The 22363-nt window shown below is 39.3% G+C and carries 22 protein-coding genes; 8 read left to right on the top strand and 14 right to left on the bottom strand.

The features are described 5' to 3' along the window. Window positions 1–137: 137 nt before the first annotated feature. The gene (locus R2Q94_RS13925; protein WP_316822076.1) at window positions 138–1292 is read left to right on the top strand and encodes a glycosyltransferase family 1 protein; all 1155 of its coding nucleotides are present in this window, start codon (window positions 138–140) and stop codon (window positions 1290–1292) included. A 36-nt stretch (window positions 1293–1328) separates the two neighbouring features. After that, complete coding sequence (locus tag R2Q94_RS13920; RefSeq protein ID WP_316822075.1) at window positions 1329–2561, top strand: glycosyltransferase; 1233 nt, start codon at window positions 1329–1331, stop codon at window positions 2559–2561. 6 nt (window positions 2562–2567) lie between these two features. On the opposite strand, the gene R2Q94_RS13915 is transcribed toward R2Q94_RS13920, so the two are convergent. The 5 genes from R2Q94_RS13915 to R2Q94_RS13895 all read right to left on the bottom strand — a co-directional run bounded on the left by R2Q94_RS13915 (window position 2568) and on the right by R2Q94_RS13895 (window position 8995). Then, window positions 2568–3425, bottom strand: coding sequence for a hypothetical protein (locus tag R2Q94_RS13915; RefSeq protein ID WP_316822074.1), 858 nt, complete (start codon window positions 3423–3425; stop codon window positions 2568–2570). Between the two features lie 78 nt (window positions 3426–3503). Continuing rightward, window positions 3504–6566 (bottom strand): translation initiation factor IF-2, encoded by a 3063-nt coding sequence (gene infB / locus R2Q94_RS13910; protein ID WP_316822073.1) that lies wholly within the window; start codon window positions 6564–6566, stop codon window positions 3504–3506. Between the two features lie 117 nt (window positions 6567–6683). Next, complete coding sequence (nusA, locus tag R2Q94_RS13905; protein WP_316822072.1) at window positions 6684–7919, bottom strand: transcription termination factor NusA; 1236 nt, start codon at window positions 7917–7919, stop codon at window positions 6684–6686. A 2-nt stretch (window positions 7920–7921) separates the two neighbouring features. Continuing rightward, window positions 7922–8386: a ribosome assembly cofactor RimP gene (rimP, locus tag R2Q94_RS13900; RefSeq protein WP_316822071.1), complete on the bottom strand. Its 465-nt coding sequence runs from the start codon at window positions 8384–8386 to the stop codon at window positions 7922–7924. Window positions 8387–8560: 174 nt separating this feature from the next. Beyond that, complete coding sequence (locus tag R2Q94_RS13895) at window positions 8561–8995, bottom strand: hypothetical protein (RefSeq protein ID WP_316822070.1); 435 nt, start codon at window positions 8993–8995, stop codon at window positions 8561–8563. An 18-nt stretch (window positions 8996–9013) separates the two neighbouring features. On the opposite strand from R2Q94_RS13895, the gene R2Q94_RS13890 reads away from it, so the two are divergent. After that, window positions 9014–9361: a phage holin family protein gene (locus tag R2Q94_RS13890; RefSeq protein WP_316822069.1), complete on the top strand. Its 348-nt coding sequence runs from the start codon at window positions 9014–9016 to the stop codon at window positions 9359–9361. Window positions 9362–9572: 211 nt separating this feature from the next. On the opposite strand, the gene R2Q94_RS13885 is transcribed toward R2Q94_RS13890, so the two are convergent. The 7 genes from R2Q94_RS13885 to panC all read right to left on the bottom strand — a co-directional run bounded on the left by R2Q94_RS13885 (window position 9573) and on the right by panC (window position 14864). After that, the gene (locus tag R2Q94_RS13885; protein ID WP_316822068.1) at window positions 9573–10238 is read right to left on the bottom strand and encodes a response regulator transcription factor; all 666 of its coding nucleotides are present in this window, start codon (window positions 10236–10238) and stop codon (window positions 9573–9575) included. Continuing rightward, entirely contained in the window at window positions 10238–11017 is a 780-nt protein-coding gene (locus tag R2Q94_RS13880; protein WP_316822067.1) for a sensor histidine kinase, read from the bottom strand. Before R2Q94_RS13880 ends, R2Q94_RS13885 begins: the two co-directional genes overlap by 1 nt. Then, the gene (locus R2Q94_RS13875; protein ID WP_316822066.1) at window positions 11007–11651 is read right to left on the bottom strand and encodes a hypothetical protein; all 645 of its coding nucleotides are present in this window, start codon (window positions 11649–11651) and stop codon (window positions 11007–11009) included. The genes R2Q94_RS13880 and R2Q94_RS13875 overlap by 11 nt, the downstream gene beginning before the upstream one ends. A 15-nt stretch (window positions 11652–11666) precedes the next feature. Then, window positions 11667–12125, bottom strand: coding sequence for a hypothetical protein (locus R2Q94_RS13870; RefSeq protein WP_316822065.1), 459 nt, complete (start codon window positions 12123–12125; stop codon window positions 11667–11669). A gap of 265 nt (window positions 12126–12390) precedes the next feature. Next, entirely contained in the window at window positions 12391–13530 is a 1140-nt protein-coding gene (locus R2Q94_RS13865; RefSeq protein WP_316822064.1) for an acyl-CoA dehydrogenase, read from the bottom strand. Window positions 13531–13627: 97 nt separating this feature from the next. Beyond that, complete coding sequence (panD, locus tag R2Q94_RS13860) at window positions 13628–13978, bottom strand: aspartate 1-decarboxylase (protein ID WP_062550751.1); 351 nt, start codon at window positions 13976–13978, stop codon at window positions 13628–13630. A 46-nt stretch (window positions 13979–14024) separates the two neighbouring features. Beyond that, window positions 14025–14864, bottom strand: a complete 840-nt coding sequence (panC, locus tag R2Q94_RS13855) for a pantoate--beta-alanine ligase (RefSeq protein ID WP_316822063.1) — start codon at window positions 14862–14864, stop codon at window positions 14025–14027. Window positions 14865–15018: 154 nt separating this feature from the next. Between panC and R2Q94_RS13850 the strand changes: the two genes are divergently transcribed. The 3 genes from R2Q94_RS13850 to glmS all read left to right on the top strand — a co-directional run bounded on the left by R2Q94_RS13850 (window position 15019) and on the right by glmS (window position 19223). Further along, window positions 15019–15843 carry a glycogen/starch synthase gene (locus R2Q94_RS13850; RefSeq protein WP_316822062.1) on the top strand — a complete coding sequence of 275 codons (825 nt, stop codon included), beginning with the start codon at window positions 15019–15021 and terminating at the stop codon, window positions 15841–15843. 23 nt (window positions 15844–15866) lie between these two features. Beyond that, window positions 15867–17309, top strand: coding sequence for a DUF4270 domain-containing protein (locus tag R2Q94_RS13845; protein WP_316822061.1), 1443 nt, complete (start codon window positions 15867–15869; stop codon window positions 17307–17309). Window positions 17310–17384: 75 nt separating this feature from the next. Then, window positions 17385–19223 carry a glutamine--fructose-6-phosphate transaminase (isomerizing) gene (gene glmS / locus R2Q94_RS13840; RefSeq protein WP_316822060.1) on the top strand — a complete coding sequence of 613 codons (1839 nt, stop codon included), beginning with the start codon at window positions 17385–17387 and terminating at the stop codon, window positions 19221–19223. Between the two features lie 195 nt (window positions 19224–19418). Here glmS and R2Q94_RS13835 read toward each other — a convergent pair whose 3' ends face one another. Both R2Q94_RS13835 and mutY read right to left on the bottom strand, forming a co-directional pair. Then, complete coding sequence (locus tag R2Q94_RS13835) at window positions 19419–19847, bottom strand: single-stranded DNA-binding protein (protein WP_316822059.1); 429 nt, start codon at window positions 19845–19847, stop codon at window positions 19419–19421. 11 nt (window positions 19848–19858) lie between these two features. Continuing rightward, the gene (gene mutY, locus R2Q94_RS13830; RefSeq protein WP_316822058.1) at window positions 19859–20911 is read right to left on the bottom strand and encodes an A/G-specific adenine glycosylase; all 1053 of its coding nucleotides are present in this window, start codon (window positions 20909–20911) and stop codon (window positions 19859–19861) included. 172 nt (window positions 20912–21083) lie between these two features. Between mutY and R2Q94_RS13825 the strand changes: the two genes are divergently transcribed. Together R2Q94_RS13825 and R2Q94_RS13820 are read left to right on the top strand one after the other, a co-directional pair. Beyond that, on the top strand, window positions 21084–21386 hold the full coding sequence (locus R2Q94_RS13825; protein ID WP_062550757.1) for an HU family DNA-binding protein: 303 nt from the start codon (window positions 21084–21086) through the stop codon (window positions 21384–21386). 6 nt (window positions 21387–21392) lie between these two features. Continuing rightward, on the top strand, window positions 21393–22265 hold the full coding sequence (locus tag R2Q94_RS13820; RefSeq protein WP_316822057.1) for a tetratricopeptide repeat protein: 873 nt from the start codon (window positions 21393–21395) through the stop codon (window positions 22263–22265). Window positions 22266–22363: the final 98 nt, after the last annotated feature.

Raw genomic sequence — 22363 nt, 5'->3', positions numbered from 1 at the left:
ATCTTAATTTTAGTTATAAAAGGCATTAAATTTCCTACATTTACAATCTTCAATGGCAAAAGCTGCCCCAATTTAACTAGAACTGCTTTGCACATCCAGGCAATATTCATAGGATTACCAATATTGTAACAAAAGTAATGATTAAAATACTCTTTGACCCGCAAATATTTAATGAACAAAATTTTGGAGGTATATCCAGATATTACATTGAGTTATTTACTCAACTAACTGAAATAAGTGAAATAGATGTAGAGTGCCCATTATTTTATACGGATAATATTCATTTTCAGGAAAGTCCATTTTTCTCAGATAGTTTCCAAAAGAAAAAGCACATCCTGATCAAATTGAGTAAGATCTTACGGGCATTTCGTCCTAAAAAGCTTAAGAAAAGAAATATAGAAAAGACTGTTGAATTATTGAAAGCGCAACAATTCAATCTTTTTATCCCAACTTATTACGATCCGTATTTCAGTGAATACTTAAAGAATAAACCTTTTGTCCTTACAGTACATGACATGATACATGAGTTGTTTCCCCAATATTTCTCGGATCATCTCATTACGATCGAAAACAAAAGGCAACTTATAAACAAAGCGACGAAGATAATCGCCGTTTCTAATAACACGAAGAAAGACATCTTAAGGATCTATCCACATATTGATGCTTCGAAAATTGAAGTGGTTTACCTAGCCCATTCTAAGCAACCAGAATCCAAGATTCAACCTGATTTACCTGAAAAGTATGTACTTTTTGTAGGAAACAGGTCTCTTTACAAGAATTTCACTTTTTTTCTGAAGGCAATTGCCCCTGCTTTAAGACGACATCCCAACACGCATTTACTTTGTGCTGGTGGAAATGCATTTACAGTAGATGAATTACAATTGATCCGGAAACTGAAGGTCAGTGAGCAGGTTATACAACAAAACTTTAGAGATCATGAGCTAGCCAATTATTATAAAAATGCTCTTTTTTTTGTATTTCCATCGGAATATGAAGGTTTTGGAATTCCGGTATTAGAATCAATGACTTATGGTTGCCCTGTTATTCTAGCCAATCACAGCTCTTTTCCAGAAGTTGCCGAGGATGCCGGGGTTTATTTTGAATGGAACAACCTTACTGATTTAACCAGTAAGATCACCCTACTTCTTGAGGAACCAGAACAAAGAAGGAAATATAGCTTAAAAGGTCTTGAACAGGCTAAAAAATTCAGTTGGCATAAAACTGCAATGGAATCCCTGGATGTTTACATGCAATCACTATCAAATAAAAATCCCGAGCATAAAAGCATCTAAGATTTCAAATTTTAATAAAATAGAATAATCAATTTCATGAATAAAATAAAGGTAATAGAGGCCGTAAACCAACTTGGCTTAGGAGGAACGGAATATGCGCTACAATTATATAGTAAGTTTCTCGACAAAACACATTTTGAAGTCAGCGTAATTGCCCTATTGGAAGGAGGTCCAAGAGTACAACTCATTGAAGATTTAGGCATAAGCGTGACCGTACTTAATGGAGATCTCAATAAATTTGGCGAATTAATAAAAGATACAGATGTATTGCATTGGCATGGAAATGGTATTTTAGAACAAGATGTTTACGAAATAATTAAGGCAAATAAACCTAAATTAGTCATCCAGACCAACGTGTTTGGATTTTTTGAAAATACTACATATGACGTGATTGATTATGATCTTTTCATCTCAAAGATGATTCTGGTAAGGCGTATGCAACTCGACAGAAAACTAAAAAACAGATTTGAGGAAAAGAGAAAAGTCCTACCATACCCTGTTGATGTGGACTTGCTCAGCAAGCAAATACCCGATCAACCGGCATTATTAGCCTTCAAAAAACAGAGAAATCTGGATGACCTCTTTATTGTAGGTAGGATTGGTCGTGCTGACAATGCTAAATTCGATTTGGTCAGCCTGGATGCATTCAAAATATTCGCGGAGCAAATCAGTCATTCCCGCTTCTTATTACTGGGAGCAACCCCTGAGATGATCTCCCATGCAGAAAAAATTGGTATAACTGATAAGCTCATTGTATGTGAGAACACTTCAGACCTGCAGGAATTGTTATACTATTATAAAACCATCGATATTTTTCTGGCGGCCAGTGCCATTGGGGAAAGCTTTGGAATGGTGATTGCAGAAGCGATGACCTCAGGCACACCTGTAGTGACCATCAGCACTGAAGACCGCGACAATGCACAAATCGAATTGATAGACCATAATGAAACTGGAATTGTCACCAGCAACGACCAGCATCAAATTGCCGAAGCATTGCAATATCTTTATGAAGATACAGCCGCAAGAACCCGCCTTTCTTCTGCTTCAAGGGCAAAAATACTGAAGGCTTATCAAGCTCAAAATATTGTTGGTAGCCTGGAACAGCTGATCTACAAACATCTTGGCAGGCCAATCAATAGCAGGACACCAAACCTTCTGATTAATTTCTCAAAAGCGCTGATCAATGATTACAAAAAAAGGTGTATCAATATTTATGGACGCTCAGCAATCAGGAAAATTATCCTATGGCAGCTAGAAAAACTCCGTTAATTTAGCTTAAGATTTCAGCTTCTTCCACAACTTTGATAAAAACGACTTCTGCTTAACCGGAGGTCGTTTTTTTATTTTAAAGTTTTTCAACTCCTCTGAATTCAATACCTCAAGTATTGTCCCCTTAAACAAACTTAACTTAGGCCAGGTGTCCAAGGTAAGGGGATGAAAATTCCTTAGATACCCGTAATTATCTTCATCAATGGCATCCCAAAGTTTAAAAAAGCTCCTGGTATTAAAGTCATCTTTATGACTCCAGTTAGCAAGTTTTTGTTGAATCTCACTAGTGGTCCTTGCCCAACTCTGATGCAGCACTAGATTGTCCCAAAGTACCTGCTCATTCCCAGAACTATTGTTTCTGGCCAGGTCATATACTGGATGATTTGTCGCAAAACTAAGGGTTTCATAAGAATCATCAATAAATAAAAAACCCGTTTCCAGTTCTTTGAACAATGTTACTACACTGCAGCATACACTAGTCGGTTTATCTGGATGGTATACTTTGAGTTTCTCTATAAAGGCTTCGAAATCCACGAAATATTCGTCGGAATCAATTTGAAGATACCAATCAGCCTTGCCCATTCTTTTCCCTAAGAGGTTTCTTTCTCTGGTATCACATTCCATCGCTGTGAGCTCCGGAAGATAAAATTGGTCTTTATAAATCGTGACTTTCTGGTCTTTGTCGAATGCTTTTAGCCATTCCCAGAAATGGGGATCGATTTCCAATGAACCACCAGACCAGGTTTTCCCATCCCTATCTACGGCAAGATATATTTCATCTACAAAATCATATACTCTGGGTAAGGAAATTTTTACAAACTCGTAATCGTAAGAAATCAGGTAACCGGCTTTAATGGTAGTCATTATTATTTATATATTTTTTTGCGCAAAAAAACCGCCACAGAGGCTGTGGCGGTTTGATTTTTTTATGTTTAAGAAGGATTATAACTTCCTTTTTACTTCAACTTGTTCGTAAGCTTCAACGATATCACCTACTTCGATGTTGTTAAAGTTCTGGATGTTCAATCCACACTCGTAGCCTCTTGAAACTTCTTTCACGTCATCTTTATAACGTTTCAATGAAGCCAGCTCACCTGTGTAAATTACCACACCATCTCTAACGATACGGATCTTGCTGTTACGAGTAATCGTACCATCCAATACCATACATCCGGCAATTGTACCCACTTTAGTGATTTTGAAGGTTTCTCTAATCTCCACGTTAGCGACGATTTTCTCTTCAAATTCCGGAGCCAACATACCTTCCATCGCTGCTTTAATCTCATTGATGGCATCGTAGATGATCGAGTAAAGTCTGATGTCAATTTGTTCCGCCTCAGCAAGCTTACGCGCTCCTGGCGAAGGACGAACCTGGAAACCGATGATGATCGCATCAGAAGCAGAAGCTAACAATACATCAGATTCAGAAATCTGACCTACCGCTTTACTAATGATATTGATTTGAATCTCTTCAGTAGATAGTTTCAATAATGAGTCAGATAATGCCTCGATTGATCCATCCACGTCACCTTTAACAATCAGGTTCAGCTCTTTAAAGTTACCGATAGCCAAACGACGACCGATCTCATCCAGTGTAATGTGTTTCTGAGTACGAAGACCCTGCTCACGCATTAACTGAAGACGTTTGTTGGCAATTTCTCTTGCCTCAACTTCACTTTCCAATGCATTGAATTTATCACCTGCAGTTGGTGCACCTTGCATACCCAATACCTGTACTGGTACAGATGGACCTGCTTTATCAACTTTCTGACCACGCTCGTTAAACAACGCTTTTACACGTCCGCTATAACTACCCGCTAAGATCGGATCACCGATTTTTAATGTACCTGCCTGAACAAGAACCGTAGTTACAATACCACGACCTTTATCTAGTGTTGCTTCAATTACACTACCTGTAGCACGTTTGTTAGGGTTGGCTTTAAGATCCAGCATTTCTGCTTCTAATAATACCTTCTCTAATAACAAGTCTACGTTTAATCCGCTCTTACCTGAGATCTCCTGAGATTGGAAACTACCGCCCCAATCCTCAACCAGGATATTCATTGTAGATAATTGCTCGCGTATTTTTTCTGAGTTTGCACCCGGTTTATCAATTTTGGTGAAGGCAAATACCAATGGTACGCCTGCCGCCTGAGCATGCTGAATTGCTTCTTTAGTCTGAGGCATTACTGCATCATCCGCTGCAACCACAATGATGGCAATATCGGCAACTTTCGCACCACGTGCACGCATCGCTGTAAAGGCTTCGTGACCTGGAGTATCTAAGAAAGTTACTTGTTTACCTGTTGCTGTGGTTACCATATACGCACCGATGTGCTGCGTAATACCACCGGCCTCACCAGCCACAACGTTTGCTTTACGGATATAATCCAGCAATGAAGTTTTACCGTGATCGACGTGACCCATGATCGTCACCACCGGTGCTCTTGGGATCAAATCTTCTTCGTTATCTTCTTCTTCGATTAGAATATCGCTTTCATCATCTGGTTTTACGAATTGAATTTCATAACCAAATTCATCCGCTACAATGGTTAATGTTTCTGCATCCAAACGTTGGTTAATAGATACGAACATTCCCAGACTCATACAAGTTCCGATAATTTTAGTTACCGGTACATCCATCATCGTAGCCAACTCATTTGCCGTAACAAATTCCGTCACCCTTAACACTTTGGATTGTGATTCCAGTTCCATTGCTGCCTCATCAGCAGAAAGTGCCACATCATCACGTTTTTGACGACGTAATTTAGCACGTTGTGCGAACTTACCAGATTTACCTGCACCACTTAAACGTGCAAGTGTAGCTTTAATCTGATCCTGGATTTCTTTTTCCGTAGGCTCTTCTTTAGGTCCATTTCCAGGAGCTCCTGGTTTATTGTTCCTGAAGTTTGGCCTGTTAGCCGTATTATTCGTATTGTTTCTAAAATCAGGTCTGTTGGTAAATGTAGGAGCTGGTTTAGGCGCTGTTGTGCCTGTTCCTGCTGCCCCGGTTCCCTGCTGATTTCCTCCGGAAGTATGACCTCCCTGGCCAGGATGTCCTGGAGTCTTTTTACGTTTACGCTTTCTTTTTGCATCATTGCTGTCGGCCGAAGAGGCAACAGGGGATGATTTACGATCAGGAGTTACCGGCAATACAATTTTACCGATGATGTTTGGTCCTGATAGTTTTACAGAACGTGCCTTGATAACTTCCACACCATCAGTTTTCTCAACTTTCGGGGCTTCCGCTACTTTCGGCGTTTCAATTATTTTTGGTGCTTCCACTGGTTTTGGAGTTTCTTTTACTTCTGGCTCTATTTTAGCAACAGGTTGCTCAACAGGCTTTGGAGTCTCTTCCACCTTAGGTTGTTCCACAGGCTTAACCACTTCCGCTTTTGGAGCTTCTACTGGTTTCTCAACTGCTTTCTCTTCTACAAGTGCTTTCTCCGCTGGAGCAGGGGCTGGTGTTGGTTCCGCTTTAGGTACTTCAGCAACTGGCTGAGGAACTTCTGGTGCTTCGTCTTTCTTTACCGGACGGGTTTTAGTGTTTAAATCATCTAAATTGATTTTCCCTACTATTTTCACACCCGGCAATGCTCCCTCTTCAGGTTTCTCTTCTGTTTTTTCCACTACAGGAGCCACCGGTTTTGCCGGAGTTTCTTCTTTAGCTTTCTCAACAGGAGGAGTATACGAATGAAGGTTCTTAATTAAGATGCCTTCATTTTCGAATTCTACATTTTTTCTAGGTGCTTCTGCAGCTTTTTCAGCTGCTTCCGGCTCATCACGACGAATTTTACCAATAACAATCTGATTGGCTTCTTCTTTTACGATCTTATCGCCCTGAAACTCTTTCAACAGCGCATTATACATGTCGCGGGAGAGCTTAGTAGTGGGTTTATTCTCAACAGAAAAGCCTTTCTTTTCTAAAAACTCAACGGCCGTAGCTATGCCTACGTTAAGTTCCTTAACTGCTTTAAATAAAATTATTGGTTTGTCGTCTGACATTGATATCCTATTTTTTCTTTAATTCTTATACAAAAGTAACGTTTATTCTTGTTTATTTCATGGGTATGTGATTTGTTTTTAATGGCCACATAATTTTCACCTATTCAAGTTAACGTTTTATTCAAACTCTGATTTTAATATACTCATCACTTCTTTGACAGTTTCTTCTTCAAGGTCGGTACGTTTTACCAACTCATCAACTGAAAGTGAAAGTACACTTTTTGCGGTATCACAACCGATTGATTTTAATTCATCAATGATCCAGCTGTCGATTTCGTCTGAGAATTCTTCAATATCCACATCCTCATCTTCTTCGCCTGCTTCACGATAAACATCGATTTCATAACCGGTTAATTTACCAGCCAATTTAATATTATGACCACCTCTACCGATTGCCAATGAAACCTGATCTGGTTTCAGATATACCGAAGCGTGTTTCGTTTCATCATCTAATTTAATAGAAGTGATTTTTGCCGGGCTCAATGCTCTGGTAATATATAATGAGATATTGTTGGTGAAGTTAATCACGTCAATATTTTCATTCTTAAGTTCTCTTACGATACCATGTATCCTCGAACCTTTCATACCCACACAAGCACCAACCGGATCAATTCTGTCGTCATATGACTCTACTGCCACTTTCGCTCTTTCTCCTGGCTCACGAACAATTTTCTTGATTGTGATTAGTCCGTCAAAAATCTCAGGAACCTCAATCTCAAACAAACGTTGTAAGAACTCAGGGGCAATCCTTGAAATGATAATTTTTGGCGTTGCATTGATCATATCTACTTTAAGGATTACTGCACGAACAGTATCTCCTTTTTTGAAATAATCCGCAGGAATTTGTTCCGTCTTTGGCATCATCAACTCATTGCCTTCATCATCCAGCACTAAAGTTTCTTTCTTCCAAACCTGGTAAACTTCTCCCGTTACAATCTCACCAACTCTATCTTTATATTTTTTGAAGATCTCGTCTTTCTCTAATTCCAATACCTTAGATACAAGGGTCTGGCGTGCCGCTAAAATTGCTCTACGTCCAAAGCTCTCTAAAGTGATCTGCTCAATGTAATCGTCGCCAACTTCCATATCAGGATCTAAGCGCTTTACTTCAGCAAGTTCGATCTCCAGGTCATCATCTTCAGAAAAACCATCCTCCATCACCTTTCTAGTACGCCAGATTTCCAAATCCCCGTTATCCGGGTTAACGATGACGTCACAATTCTCATCCGTACCGTATTTTTTACGCAACATACTGCGAAATACCTCTTCCAGTACGCTAATCACTGTAGGACGGTCGATGTTCTTGAATTCTTTGAATTCCTGAAATGAATCGATTAAATTAATATTGCTCATTTTTATTTAAATGAAATTAAAACCTTTGTTTCTGTTATACTACTAAAGTCGATACTGGTTACTTCCAGCGTCGCCTTTTTACCTTTTTCTTTAACCTTCGCTTCGATGGTTATGCCGTTCTCTTCAACAGAAAGCAACTTACCTTCTTTAATCTCTCCACCAGTTAATTTCACACTTAACTCTCTGCCAATATTTTTCACATATTGTCTTGTAAGTTTCAGTGGTTCACCAACTCCCGGCGAGGACACTTCTAAATTATAAGCTTTATCAATGGTATTTTCTTCTTCCAGATGAAAACCTACATGTCTGCTGATCGCTGCACAATCCTGGATACTAATCCCTTCATCGCCATCAACATGAATAATAAGCTTATTGTTTGGAAGCATTTTAACTTCTACCAAAAACAATTCCGGTCTGTCCGAAATCTTCTCTTCAACTAACTCTGTTACTCTTTTTTCTGCCTGCATAACCAATTTGCTAATAAAAGAAAAGAGGGGACTCCTGCCCCCTCTTACCCTCTATTACTGTGCAAAGGTATGAAATATATTTGCAAAATAAAAATGGAACTGATCTTATGTCGTAGGTATGTCCAACTTTTTCAGCAAGATACGCCAGGGGCTTCAGCCTCAGCTGAGCTCCTGTTACCGATTCAGCACCTTTTGTTCTGGCTTGATGGTATAGCTTAATTTTCCCTTAATAATTTCCTCCGGCCTGGCGAACTGGATATTCAAATGAGTAATCACTAAATAAGACCTTCCCTTTACAAAAGCAGTTATAGGACTGTATACAAGGCCAGTGTCCGTTACCATGATCTTTCCAGGGATAGGTTCTTCCCGTATCATTGAATCTTTTTCAGTAGGTGTTTGTAAAACTGAGACCAGGTCTTCTAAAACAGAATCTCTATTTTTGAGGCCTTGTAGTTCCAACAGGCCCCTGGGATCAATGTGTGTAAATACAATCTTTGAGCTATCTGCAGAGAAAGCTATAGAAAGTGGCTTATGATTTGCTTCGGAGCATCCGGCAAAGAAAAGAACAGCAGCACAGATCAGGCTTGGCCTGGAAACATATTTAAACATGACACTAAATTAAACATTATGAAGCTTATTGTAGAAATTTTATTATTAGGACTTGCCGTATTTTTAGGGGCAAAAATTATTCCCGGAGTACATGTAGAAAGCTACTGGACAGCGGTGCTTGCCGCCATACTAATTTCGCTTGCCAATGCCACCATTGGAACAATACTCAGGATTTTCACTTTCCCAATTAACTTCCTGACCCTAGGACTCGTTTCCTTCATCATCACCGTCCTGATGATTTTATTGGTAGACAATATGATGAGCTCCTTTAATACCAGTGGTTTTTGGGCAGCAACATTACTGGCTATCGTAGTAGCAGTAATCAAGGGATTACTTGGCTCCATACTGGGAACCGATAAAGACTAATCTGTCCTTCATTTTAAGGCGAAAAAAACAAACAAACTGATCGAAAACCGACCCGGGTTCAGTACGGGTTGAATAGGAGTTCAGCAGGAGTTCAGAAGGATAAACCCTACATCAACTCCTACTGAACTCTTCGGCAACCCTTTCTGAACCCCTACTGAACCCGCATCTCTTCCGGAACACTTCCCCTGCTCATTCTGGGTTTTCCGGGAAGCTATATTAATTCTACCAATTGGTTCTTTACGGCGTACAATACCAGACCTGCGGTATTGCGGCATTGGGTTTTTAACAAGAGGTTATTTCGATGACCTTCTACAGTTCTGGCGCTTAAAAACAACTTTTCTGCAATCTCCGTACTGCTGTATTCTTTGCAAATCAGCAACAATATCTCCAGCTCCCGATCTGTCAGGTCAACAGACATGCTACTCAGTTTTTTAGTAGACTTATATCGCTGATTTTCTGCACTCTGTATGGCTAAAAGGGTTTGCTTATTGATGTAGAATCCGGTATGATGCACCGTATTTATGGCCGCTATCAATTCCTCCTTATCACAATTTTTAATCAGGTATGCAGAAGCTCCAGCGGCAACCATTTTCGCAATCAGGCGCTCCTGAGCGTGAACAGAAAGGATCACTACTTTTATTTCCGGATAATTAACCCGAAGAATATCATTCAGTTCGATCCCATTCATACCTGGCATATTCATGTCCAGTAACAGAACCTGGGGTAAGGAGCTTAAGGTTTTTAGACTTTCTAAAAAGTCATTTGCATTGCCGGAATCGGCAAGGAGTTTAAAATTTGGTACGCTGTGGATGAGTAAGGCCAGACTTTGTCTGAAAATGTTCTGATCATCAACTATAGCTATCCGGATGTATTCCATTAGGAGCTCAACTTTACTTTAATCATCATATTAAACCCTGTTTGACTAGAAGATTCAAGGCTAAACAGCGCTCCAATAATGCTCAATCTACTTTCTATATTTTGTTGGCCAATTCCCTTCCCCATTTTCACAGTTGCCGGAATACCAGAACCGTCATCATGGTAATTGATCTGAAGCCAGCTCTCTGCTAAGGTAAAGATTATATCAGCGGTACTGGCATTTGCATGCTTTAAAGTATTATTGAGCAGCTCTTCCAAAACACGATATAAAGAAATTAAGGCATCAGGACCAAGCTCATCTATCCGATCTCCCGTCTCATCATGAAGGTTGATTTGTAATTTCCCGCTGGAAGTAATAAATTCTGTCAACTCTTCCAATGCACCCATAAATCCATATAGTGAGATTCCCGAAGGCGATAAATTATGGGAGATGTGACGTGTATCCTGTATCGCTCTATCGATTAGTTTTTTACAGGTGTCTGAAAAAGCATGGCGATCCATATCACTTTCTTTAAACATTTCGATGGTGATGCGCAAATTAGATAAAGCCGTCCCTACATCATCATGTAAATCCTGACCAATTCTTTTGCGCTCCGCTTCCTGTGATACAATTACAGTTTTTAGCAACTCCTGTTGATGCATCAGTTCTGAACGCTGCAACTCCTCGCGTTGCTTCCTCAAACGCTTTTGATGCCGCACAAATATGATGATAAAGGAAATGACCAGTAGGAACACACCGCCCATACTGATCAGCAGCAGTACATAAATATTATCTCTCATCCTTAACCTTTAAAAACCCTATTGCAAACAACAAATACATCAGTAAGACTAAGGTAGCATGAATGGTTCCAAATAAATAATAGGTGGCGGCACTTGCATATTTGGTAATGATGCTTAAAAAAGCAAAATAGATCAGTCCACTGCAAAAATAAATCAACAAGCCAGTGTTAATCCAGTTAAAGGGTATAGTTGCCCATGACTTTTTATTTTCATTTCCCGAATACCTAAAGAAGTAATACATACATAATCCAATGATGATTAATGCAGCAACAGGCCTTGGATAGGAATTAAACTGAAAGATATCCTGGATCAGCAGAAGGTCCAGAATACTGAGTACAGGGAATACCACCATCAGTAAACCTATAACCCTTGATGCTTTTTCTTCGTTTAATGAGCTGCGAAAATACCAGAGTATAAATAAGTATTCCACAATCGTATAAAAATGTAATAAAGGAAGATTATTGATCCCATGAAGGCCTAAAATCCTGGAAAGCAGATAAATTACCGTTGCAAAGACTAAATAGAAAAATATCGTTTTTAAAGGCGCGTTCTTATAAACACCCTTAAAAAGTCCGATCGCTATTGGAATAAGAATCGCCAGCGGAACAATTAGCGTTGCATAGATATGTTTCATCTACCGATTCTGTGATTACTCAACAGGTAGATACAATTCACTATCCTTATCACAATACCTTGGGCAAGGTGCCGTAAAGTCATAAATATTGGTTTTTTCTGGGTCGGCAGTATTTCTATTCTGAAAAATTCCATCTACATGTGGCTTCTCCTTACTTTCGTAAAGAACCGGAACCAGCATCCCATCTAATTCATATCCAACAGGCTCTTCTTTGGCGCCCATCAATTCTTTCAACCCGAAATAAACCCTGATGCCAACCAATTCTTTAGCTGACTTTGCCTTTTCATAATCAGCGAGCAACTCTTTAATATCCGATAAAGGAATAAATAAAGCTCTGGGAATCTCATTTGGTTTTTCCTTAAACTCTGGAATACCGGAAAGCACTTTCAACCACCTGCTGATTCTTTTCTTTGCCTCTGCAAGACTGATTTTCATACTGTTCTTTTCTGAGCGATTAGAATTGATATTTTCCATGATTGGGAGCGTTATTTGTGGAAAAATACACAAAACATCTCTTGTTCCCATAAAAAACTTTCATAAAATTATAACGACCTAAAGTTCGGGATACAAAAATTAAGGTGAGCTACCGATCAAACCACAATTGAAACAGCAGTTTTTAACCCATATTTTCTACAGCACTCAAAAAAACAGCTGCAGTTAAAGGCTTGTTTAAGGCAAAAAAAAAACTGAATAATCCTATTTAAAGGAATACTCAGTTTTTTATGGTTGATAAAATATTTTACCTTAAAATTTCTCTGGAAATGACCATTTTTTGAATTTCCGTTGTCCCTTCATAGATCTGAGTGATTTTAGCATCCCTCATCATCCGCTCTACGTGGTATTCCTTCACAAAACCGTAACCGCCATGAATCTGCACAGCTTCAACCGTGACATCCATCGCGACTTTCGAAGCATATAACTTTGCCATCGAACCTGCCAGGGTATAAGGTTGTCCCTGGTCCTTCAGCCATGCTGCCTTATACACCAACATACGCGCAGCCTCAATACTTGTAGCCATATCCGCCAGTTTAAAAGCGATCGCCTGGTGTTCAGAAATAGATTTACCAAATGATTTACGTTCTTTTGAATAAGCCAAAGCCAGCTCGTAAGCCCCTGCTGCAATGCCTAATGCCTGAGCAGCAATACCAATACGACCACCTTCCAGGGTTTTCATCGCGAAAGTGAAACCAAATCCATCTTCACCAATTCTGTTTTCTTTAGGAACCTTAACATCATTAAACATTAATGAATGGGTATCAGAACCACGAATTCCCATTTTATTTTCTTTAGGACCTACAGTAAAACCTTCCATTCCCTTTTCCACAATAAAGGCATTGATTCCTTTATGCTTCAAAGAGCGGTCAGTTTGCGCAATCACCAGATAGGTAGATGCGGTATTCCCGTTCGTAATCCAGTTTTTCGTACCGTTTAACAAGTAATAATCACCCATATCTACAGCAGTGGTTTGCTGTGAGGTGGCATCCGATCCGGCTTCAGGTTCTGATAAACAGAAAGCTCCGATTTTTTCTCCGGCAGCCAATGGCTTGAGGTATTTCTCTTTTTGAAAGTCAGAACCATAAGATTCCAGTCCGTAACAAACCAGGGAGTTGTTAACGGAAACAACCACGGAGGCAGAAGCGTCTACTTTCGACAATTCTTCCATCACCAGGACATAAGACAGCGCATCTAAACCGCTGCCGCTATATTTCTCTGAAACCATCATTCCAAGAAATCCCAACTCGCCCAGCTTCTTAACTTGCTCGGCAGGGAATTTCTGGTGCTCATCTCTTTCGATAACTCCAGGCTTAAGTTCAGTCTCTGCAAAATCCCTTGCAGCCTGTTGAATCATCAATTGTTCTTCACTTAATTGAAATAGCATAATTATATAGATAAAAATATACGTACTGCCAAATTTAGTATTTCTAGATCAGATTACTATGGCTGCATAGTATTATTTTACACGATATAACTTCATGCTATTTTAAAAGGCGATTGTTATCGTCAGGGAAGACCAATACAGGGTGATATTTCTTTGCTTCTTCAATTGGCAGAGAGCCAAAAGACATGATGATCAGAATATCGCCAACCTGCACTTTTCTGGCTACAGCTCCATTTAAGCAAACAATACCTGTGCCGCGCTCGCCCTTAATCACATAAGTTTCAAAACGTTCTCCGTTATTGTTGTTTACGATCTGCACCTTTTCATTGGCAATGATCTGGGCGGCATCCATCAAATCCTGATCGATGGTGATGCTGCCTACATAGTTCAATTCCGCCTGTGTTACTTTAACACGGTGTATTTTCGATTTTAATATCTCGATAATCATAATTCAAAGTTACGAAAATTTGTAGTTAGGGTGTAATAATGGATTGTCAATTGAGCAGCATATTATCAATCAGTCGGGTCTGACCCACCTTTGCGGCTACTAAAGCCACTAAATCGGCTTGATTTTTATCCGCTTCAGGAAGCAGGGTTTTACCATTTGCAATGGTAAAATAATCCAGCTCCACTCCGGGAATTGCTTTGATCATACTTTTTGCATTTTCCAGCAACACTGGAATACTCAATTCATTAAAATGATCTTTTACATAATTCAGGGTAGCGCTTAATACTAAAGCATGCTGGCGATCCTCGGCTGTCAAATGGATGTTCCTCGAGCTCATCGCCAAACCATCATCCTCTCTGATAATCGGACAGGATACAATCTGAACAGGCATCTTAAAATAAGCCACCATATTTTCAATCATCAGCACTTGCTGAAAATCCTTTTGCCCGAAGAAAGCAATGTCCGGATTTACCGCATTAAAAAGTTTATTTACGATTTGGGTTACCCCCTGATAGTGCCCTTTTCTGAATTCACCTTCCAGTAAAAACTCTGCAGGCCCCAGGTCAATGTGCCATTCCTCTTGCTCAGGATACATTTCCTTTACTGAAGGCATAAATACCACATCACATCCTGCCGCTAAAAGCATTTGCATATCGTGTTCTAAAGGGCGGGGATATTTCTCCAGATCTTTTGGATCTGTAAACTGCGTTGGATTTACAAAAATGCTGCAAACCACTACATCAGCATGCTGCTGCGCAATCTTAATTAAGGAAACATGTCCCTTGTGCAAAGCACCCATTGTAGGCACTAAAGCAATTTTCTGTTGACCCAATTTTATTGGTTCAAGCAACGACTTTAACGCTGCGATGGTGTTTATAACTTTCAAACTAGCCTATAAAATTTCAAAGGGCAAAGTTGGTTAATAATCCATTCCAAACAAAACATCTTGCCTATATAATTGATAAATGTTATTATTTTGCTTACCTTTGCCCCTTGATAATCTTTTCTTTAACATAATTATTTATTTACAGAATATGGAGATGGCCAAAACGAAGCTACTGATTGTTACACACGAGATGTCGCCTTTCCTTGAACTCACTAAAATTTCAGAAATAACCCGTCAACTACCACAGGCGATGCAGGATAAAGGATTCGAAATCCGTATTTTGATGCCTAGATTCGGGAATATTAATGAAAGAAGGAACAGATTGCACGAAGTGATACGTCTTTCAGGAATGAACATTATCATCGATGATAATGACAACCCTTTAATTATTAAAGTTGCCTCTATTCCAGCTGCTCGTATGCAGGTATACTTCCTGGATAACGAAGATTATTTCCAACGCAAATACGTTTTTAGAGACAAAGAAGAAAAATTCTATGCGGATAATGATGAAAGAACAATCTTCTTTTGCAAAGGCGCATTGGAAACTGTTAAGAAACTGGGCTGGGCTCCAGACATCGTGCATTGCCACGGCTGGATGACCTCTTTGGTTCCTGCTTACATCAAAACTTCTTACAAGAATGATCCTACTTTCAAAAATGCTAAAGTAGTGTATTCAATCTATGAGAACTGCTTCACAGAAAAACTGCATGCAGATCTTCATAAGAAAGCGGTGATGAATGCCATGACCTCTGAGGACACTAAAATGTTTGAAAATGCAGATTGTAATACCTTACACATGGGTGCCATTACTTACTCAGATGCAGTAGTATTAGCTCATGATAAGATTGATGCAAATGTGTTAAAATTTGTTAAAGATTCTAATAAACCAACTTTAGCCTTTAATTTAACCGAGGATTTCGAAAACTTCTATGCTTTATATGAAGAAATTTCGGATGAAGAATTGGTTTCTATAGCATAAACTCAGGTATTATTAATTTAAATATGAAATTTACAAAACAAGACTTATTAACCATGTTGATAGGTCTTTTTCTTTTTTCTTCGTGTAAGGATGCCAATACGATTGGCCTGGCCCCAGATGGTGATGCCATTTCCGGAGATTTATACGATAATACAATCCTCAGCTCCCGTACTCAATTAGATGAAGCGGTCTCAGGAAGTACGTTAGTAAGATATCCTTTGGGTGTGATGCATGATTCTGTTTTTGGAGATACCGAGGCTGGAACAGCAATGACAGTTAATATTCCCTCTGTCGCTTACCGATTTGGTAAAAATGTTGTAGTGGATTCGGCTGTGTTAGTAATGCCATATGCCAATAGTTTTTACGGAGATTCTACACAAAAGTACACTTTCACGGTAAAACAACTGGCCGTAGACTTAACCGAACAAACGAGCTTTTTAACCTCTATTCCATGGGGTACAAAAACTTCTGTAGTTCTAGGACAACGCGTAGAGAAAGCGCAATACCCGAACACCAAGTTTAAAGTGATGAATATTGTAACCGGCAAACCCGATACAGCAGTTACAGTAGCCCCTCAGATTAGAATTAATCTGGACCCGACAATGATCCTGAATAAAATTGTAAACCTGGACACCAATGTTTACGCCAGAAATGATTTATTTATCAACAAATTTAATGGCCTTTATGTCAGCGTAACCCAGAAAACACCAACTGCAGCTGGAGCAATGGCCTTCTTTAATTTTGCAACCAACACAGATGTGAATAATGGCGCCAAATTACAGATCTATTACAGGAAAGATGGATTGTCAGCTGGAACAAAAGATACCGTTTCAGCTATTTTCCCGATAGACAATTTAACAAGCCCAGTGGTAGCAGAGGTAAAACATAATTATGCGAACACTCCGGTTAAAACACAATTGGACAATGCTCCTACTAGCCCGGAGAATACGTATGTACAGGGTCTAAGCGGCTTAAAAAATAAAATTTCTTTTGATTTTAGCGGATTCAAAACTTTGCTTGGCGGTTCTAAAGTTTCCATCAACAAAGCAGAATTGATCGTCTATCTTGCTCCGGAAGATGATACTTATTTTAAACCAGCACAAAGACTGGTTTTATATAGAAAAAATGCAGCTGGCTTTACGGTTAACCTTCCAGATAATGATCCAGCATCATCATCCAACCCAGGTGGCGACACAAGACCAACCACATCCACTCAGTTATTTGGAGGATACTTTGATTCGGTCAACAGACGTTATATTTTTAGTGTTACCGGCTATGTACAGGACTTAGTTAATGGAAAAATTCAGGATTATGGTACTTTCATCGCACCAACCCCCCTGACCGAATTTAACCTGAATCCTTTCGCAACTACAGCAGAACGTTCCATATTACTCCCACCTCTGAAAGATGCGCCAGTAGGAACGAAACGAATGAAGCTTAATATCTTCTATACCAAAGTGAAATAATTTAACAACAACCATATTCATATCCCCCGAGATTCATTAATTTCGGGGGATTTATTTTTTTAAAACATTTTATCTATGTGTGGAATAGTTGGTTACATTGGTCATCGGGAAGCTTGGCCAATCGTCCTTAAAGGACTGAAAAGATTGGAATATCGGGGTTATGACAGTGCGGGAATCGCACTCATCAACGAGAATGGATTAAATATTTATAAGAAAGCTGGAAAGGTCAAGGAACTCGAAAATTTTTCTGCAGGAAAAGTGCTTTCAGGAACCATCGGGATCGGACACACCAGATGGGCAACACATGGTGCGCCATCCGACCGCAATTCTCATCCTCATACTTCCAATAGTGGAAAATTGTCGATCATTCATAATGGAATCATAGAAAACTATGCTACCCTGAAAGAGGAGCTGATCCACAGAGGACATGAGTTTAAAAGCGATACTGATACTGAGGTATTGGTACACCTGGTTGAAGAAATCTATAAGAATGAAAAAACGGACCTTTTTGAGGCGGTAAGACTGGCATTAAATGAGGTAACTGGCGCTTATGCCATTGTATTAATGGACGAAGATCAGCCAGATCAATTGATCACCGCCAGAAAAGGTAGTCCACTGGTAATTGGTGTAGGTAAAGACGAGTATTTTATTGCCTCAGATGCAACACCAATTATTGAATATACTAAAAATGTAATCTACCTGAACGACAATGAGGTGGCGCTTGTAAAACGCGATGAGTTGTTGATCAAACGATTGGATAATGTGATCCAAACGCCATACATCCAGGCATTGGAACTAAAGCTGGAAATGTTGGAAAAAGGCGGCTATGAGCACTTTATGCTCAAAGAAATCTTTGAACAATCCCGCTCTATCCGTGATTGTATGCGAGGTAGAATATATCCAAATGAAGGAATTGTACAGTTAGGTGGTATTAAAGAATATGCCGATAAACTAAAAAATATCGACCGCATTATTATCGTAGCCTGTGGTACTTCATGGCATGCTGGCCTTGTGGCAGAATACCTGATTGAGGAGTATGCAAGGATCCCTGTTGAAGTAGAATACGCTTCCGAGTTCCGCTATAGAAACCCGATCATCACCGAAAAAGACATCGTAATTGCCATTTCCCAATCTGGAGAAACCGCTGATACGATGGCCGCAATTGAAATGGCAAAAGAAAAGGGCGCCACCATTTTCGGCGTTTGTAACGTAGTAGGCTCTTCTATCCCAAGATTAACAGATGCAGGAGTGTATACGCATGCCGGACCAGAAATAGGTGTGGCTTCTACAAAAGCATTTACTGCACAGGTAACCGTTCTTACCCTGATGGCTTTCTATATGGCTCAACAGAAAGGCACCATTACCCATTCTCAATTGGTAGAATTATTAACGGAATTAGACTGTATTCCTGATAAGATTCAAAAAGCTTTAGCTTCTAATGATCTGATCAAGGAAATTGCAGCGAAATTCAAGGATTCCAGAAATTGTTTGTTCCTTGGAAGAGGTAGCGGATTCCCTGTTGCTCTTGAGGGCGCTTTAAAGCTTAAGGAGATCTCTTATATCCATGCGGAAGGTTATCCTGCAGCTGAGATGAAACATGGCCCTATCGCCTTAATTGATGAAGAAATGCCGGTTGTAGTGATTGCGACTAAAAACTCCTCTTATGAGAAAGTAATCAGCAACATTCAGGAAGTAAAAGCGAGAAAAGGTATTGTACTCGCAATTGTTACTGAAGGTGATACAGAAGTAAGGAAAATGGCGGATTACTGCATCGAAATTCCAGATTCCAGTGAAGCATTCCTACCTTTATTAGCCACTATTCCATTGCAATTATTATCGTACCATATTGCACTAATGCGAGGTTGTAACGTAGATCAGCCAAGAAATTTAGCAAAATCTGTAACTGTTGAATAAATAAGCTATTTAAATAGCAAATGGCTGGAAGGCATTCCCATTTTCAGGAAAGCTTCCAGCCATTTTTTATACTGTCCGGACTCAAAATTTAAACATATTTCATGAGGGCATTGTTCAGATTTCTGATGTAACCAGTGTATTATATCAACACTTGGCAAATACCCTCGTTTTGGCCTAACGATTTAATCACTACGTTTAGAACGGAAGGTCACCCGATACCTCAGTAGGATCCAGGTATTCCGTCTCACTCTTTGGTGTCGTATTTTCATTTGTAGCCGGTGTAGGCTCAAAATCACTTTTCCTACCCAAAATCGTAAAGTTCTCGGCCACTACTTCTGTCACATATTTTTTTACCTTTTCCCGATCTTCAAAAGAGCGTGTGCGCAGCTTTCCTTCAATGTAGACTAATTTCCCCTTTTGCAAATATTTGGAGGCCACTTCCGCCAAGCCTCTCCATAAAACAATATTATGCCATTCCGTTTGCTCAACGCGCTTACCATCTTTGTTATAGGTTTCTGATGTTGCCAATGGAAAGCTAGCTACAGTTACCCCGCCTTCTAAATGTCGAACTTCAGGATCTTTGCCTAAATGTCCGACTAAAATAACTTTGTTAATACCTGACATGGAATCTATTTTTACTGTTTAATTGAATTGGAATTCATAAAATTTGCAATTACTTTAGGCTGAGGCAGCTCCTCAAATTCTGCCAGGGATACCCATTTTATTTCTGTATTCTTATTAAAGTTAATGATATAATTGTCTAAACCAAAAAATTGAACATATATAGTTTGGTGAGTCAATAAATGCTTTTGCTCAGATATTGGACTGATCAGACAGTCTATCCCGAAGTTATTTTTTAATTCCAGTAGAAAACCCTCCTGATCTTCCAGGTAATTTTTTTCCGTTTCTATTAAGGGAAAATCATACAATTCCTGCCATACATCCCCGGCAGTCCGTTTTTTTACCAGTAAATTATCCCCTTCCTGGCACACAAAATAGTTGAAATAGCGGGTTCTCTTTTTAAGTTTTTTTAACTTTAATGGCAGTACATGAACACGGTTTTTAGCCTTGGCATAGCAGCCCGACTGAATCGGACAAACGCTGCAATCCGGAGATTTAGGCTTACACATCATCGCCCCAAACTCCATAATTGCCTGGTTATAGATAGCCGGGTTTTGTCCTTCAATCAGCGCATTGGCCAATGCAGTGAATTCCTTTTTGCCTTCGGTACTATTAATAGCAGTTTCCAATCCAAAATACCGGGACAATACTCGGAAAACATTCCCATCTACTACCGCTCTAGATTCGTTCGCCGAAAAAGAAGAAATCGCTGCAGCAGTGTATTCCCCAATCCCCTTCAGGAGAATTAACTGCTCATATTTAGTTGGAAAAATACCAGCGTAATTTTCCTGAATCAGCCTGGCCGTAAACAACATGTTTCTGCCTCTGGAATAATAACCCAATCCCTGCCACAACTTAAGCACCTGATCTTCTGTGGCATTGGCAAAATCATTGACCGTTGGGTAGTTTTGTAAAAACCGCTGAAAATAGGGCAAACCTTGCTCCACGCGGGTTTGCTGCAAAATAATTTCAGACAACCAAATCACATAAGCATCGGTAGTCTCTCTCCAGGGAAGTTCCCTTTTATGGATGGAATACCATTTAACGATTTCTCTCTGAAAACTCATAACCACAAAAATACACGCTAATTATTTATTTTTACCAAAACTTGCAATTCGGTGATACTATCGGCTGCAAATAAATCCACTTTTATTTTCCTATCTCATTAAAAAGCAATACTTTTGCAACCCCAAAACACTTATAAAGTATATAACACACTATAAATTAATAACAGAGAATATGACTAAGGCAGATATTATTTCAGAAATATCAACGAAAACAGGAATTGAAAAGGTAGATGTACAAGAAACCGTTGAGGCATTTTTCAAGGTCATCAAAAACAGCATGATTGGTGGAGAGAATGTATATGTAAGAGGTTTTGGTAGTTTTGTTGTTAAAAAACGTGCACAAAAAACCGCAAGAAATATTTCTAAAAACACTGCAATTATTATCCCGGAACACTTCGTTCCAAGCTTTAAACCAGCAAAAGTATTTGTTGATAAAGTGAAAAATAATTCAAAAATAGTTAGCGTAGAAGCTTAATTCATTATGATAAAAAATATCCGAACTAAACAAGCCATATTGATAGGAGCAGTAGTACTGCTTGTAGCCTTTTTGTTTACAAGGGATATTAAAGGCTTGGTAAAACCAAAGGATGAAACCAGTAGCAATCCTACCGGTGCTCCGATGAATGCACAAGCTCCAGCTGCAGCGGAAATCAACATTAAAGAGATTTCAACTGTTGCTAAAAACACCATCAATGCGAGTTTAGCTGCTGAGATTACTTCCCTGGAAAATGCGTACAACAGCGCTTCTGAAGACAAAAAAGCTGCAGAGGCTAAATTGTTGGCAAAGAAATGGGATGATTTAGAGCAAACGGTTCCAAGTGCCTTATATTTGGAAATCGTGGCCAGCAAAGAACCCACATTAAACAATTGGTTGTCGGCCGGAGATACTTTTATGAAGGCTTTTGACAACACCCGTGACAGTGTATTACTACCTGCATTATTGCAAAAAGCGAATCTCGCTTATACCAATGCAGTGAAAATAGACTCCAACAGTAATGATGCTAAAACAGGCCTGGGAATTACCATTGTTAATGGAATGGGAGCTCCAATGGCAGGGATAGCAATGTTAATGGACGTTGTAAAGAAAGATCCGAAGAACTTAAAAGCAAATATGAGCTTGGGTACTTTCGCCATGAAGTCGGGACAATTTGATAAAGCAATAACCAGGTTCCAGAACATTATTGCCATGAAGCCTTCTCCAGAAGCTTACTTCTATTTGGGAACGGCTTATGAGAACCTAGGAAAAAATCCGGAAGCTATTGAAGCTTACGAAAAAAGTAAAAAATTAGCTGCAAACGCGACATTGTCGAAATTCATCGATGATAAAGTGAATGCGTTAAAGAATAAAAAATAATAAACAGATTTACGAAAATATTTAAAACCCAAAGATTATGCCAAGCGGTAAGAAAAGAAAGAGACATAAAATGGCTACCCACAAACGCAAAAAACGTT

This window comes from Pedobacter gandavensis (assembly GCF_032678465.1).
Lineage (GTDB): Bacteria > Bacteroidota > Bacteroidia > Sphingobacteriales > Sphingobacteriaceae > Pedobacter > Pedobacter gandavensis_B.
Note: the sequence above shows the minus strand (reverse complement) of the source record. Positions and strands in the feature narration are given on the sequence as shown.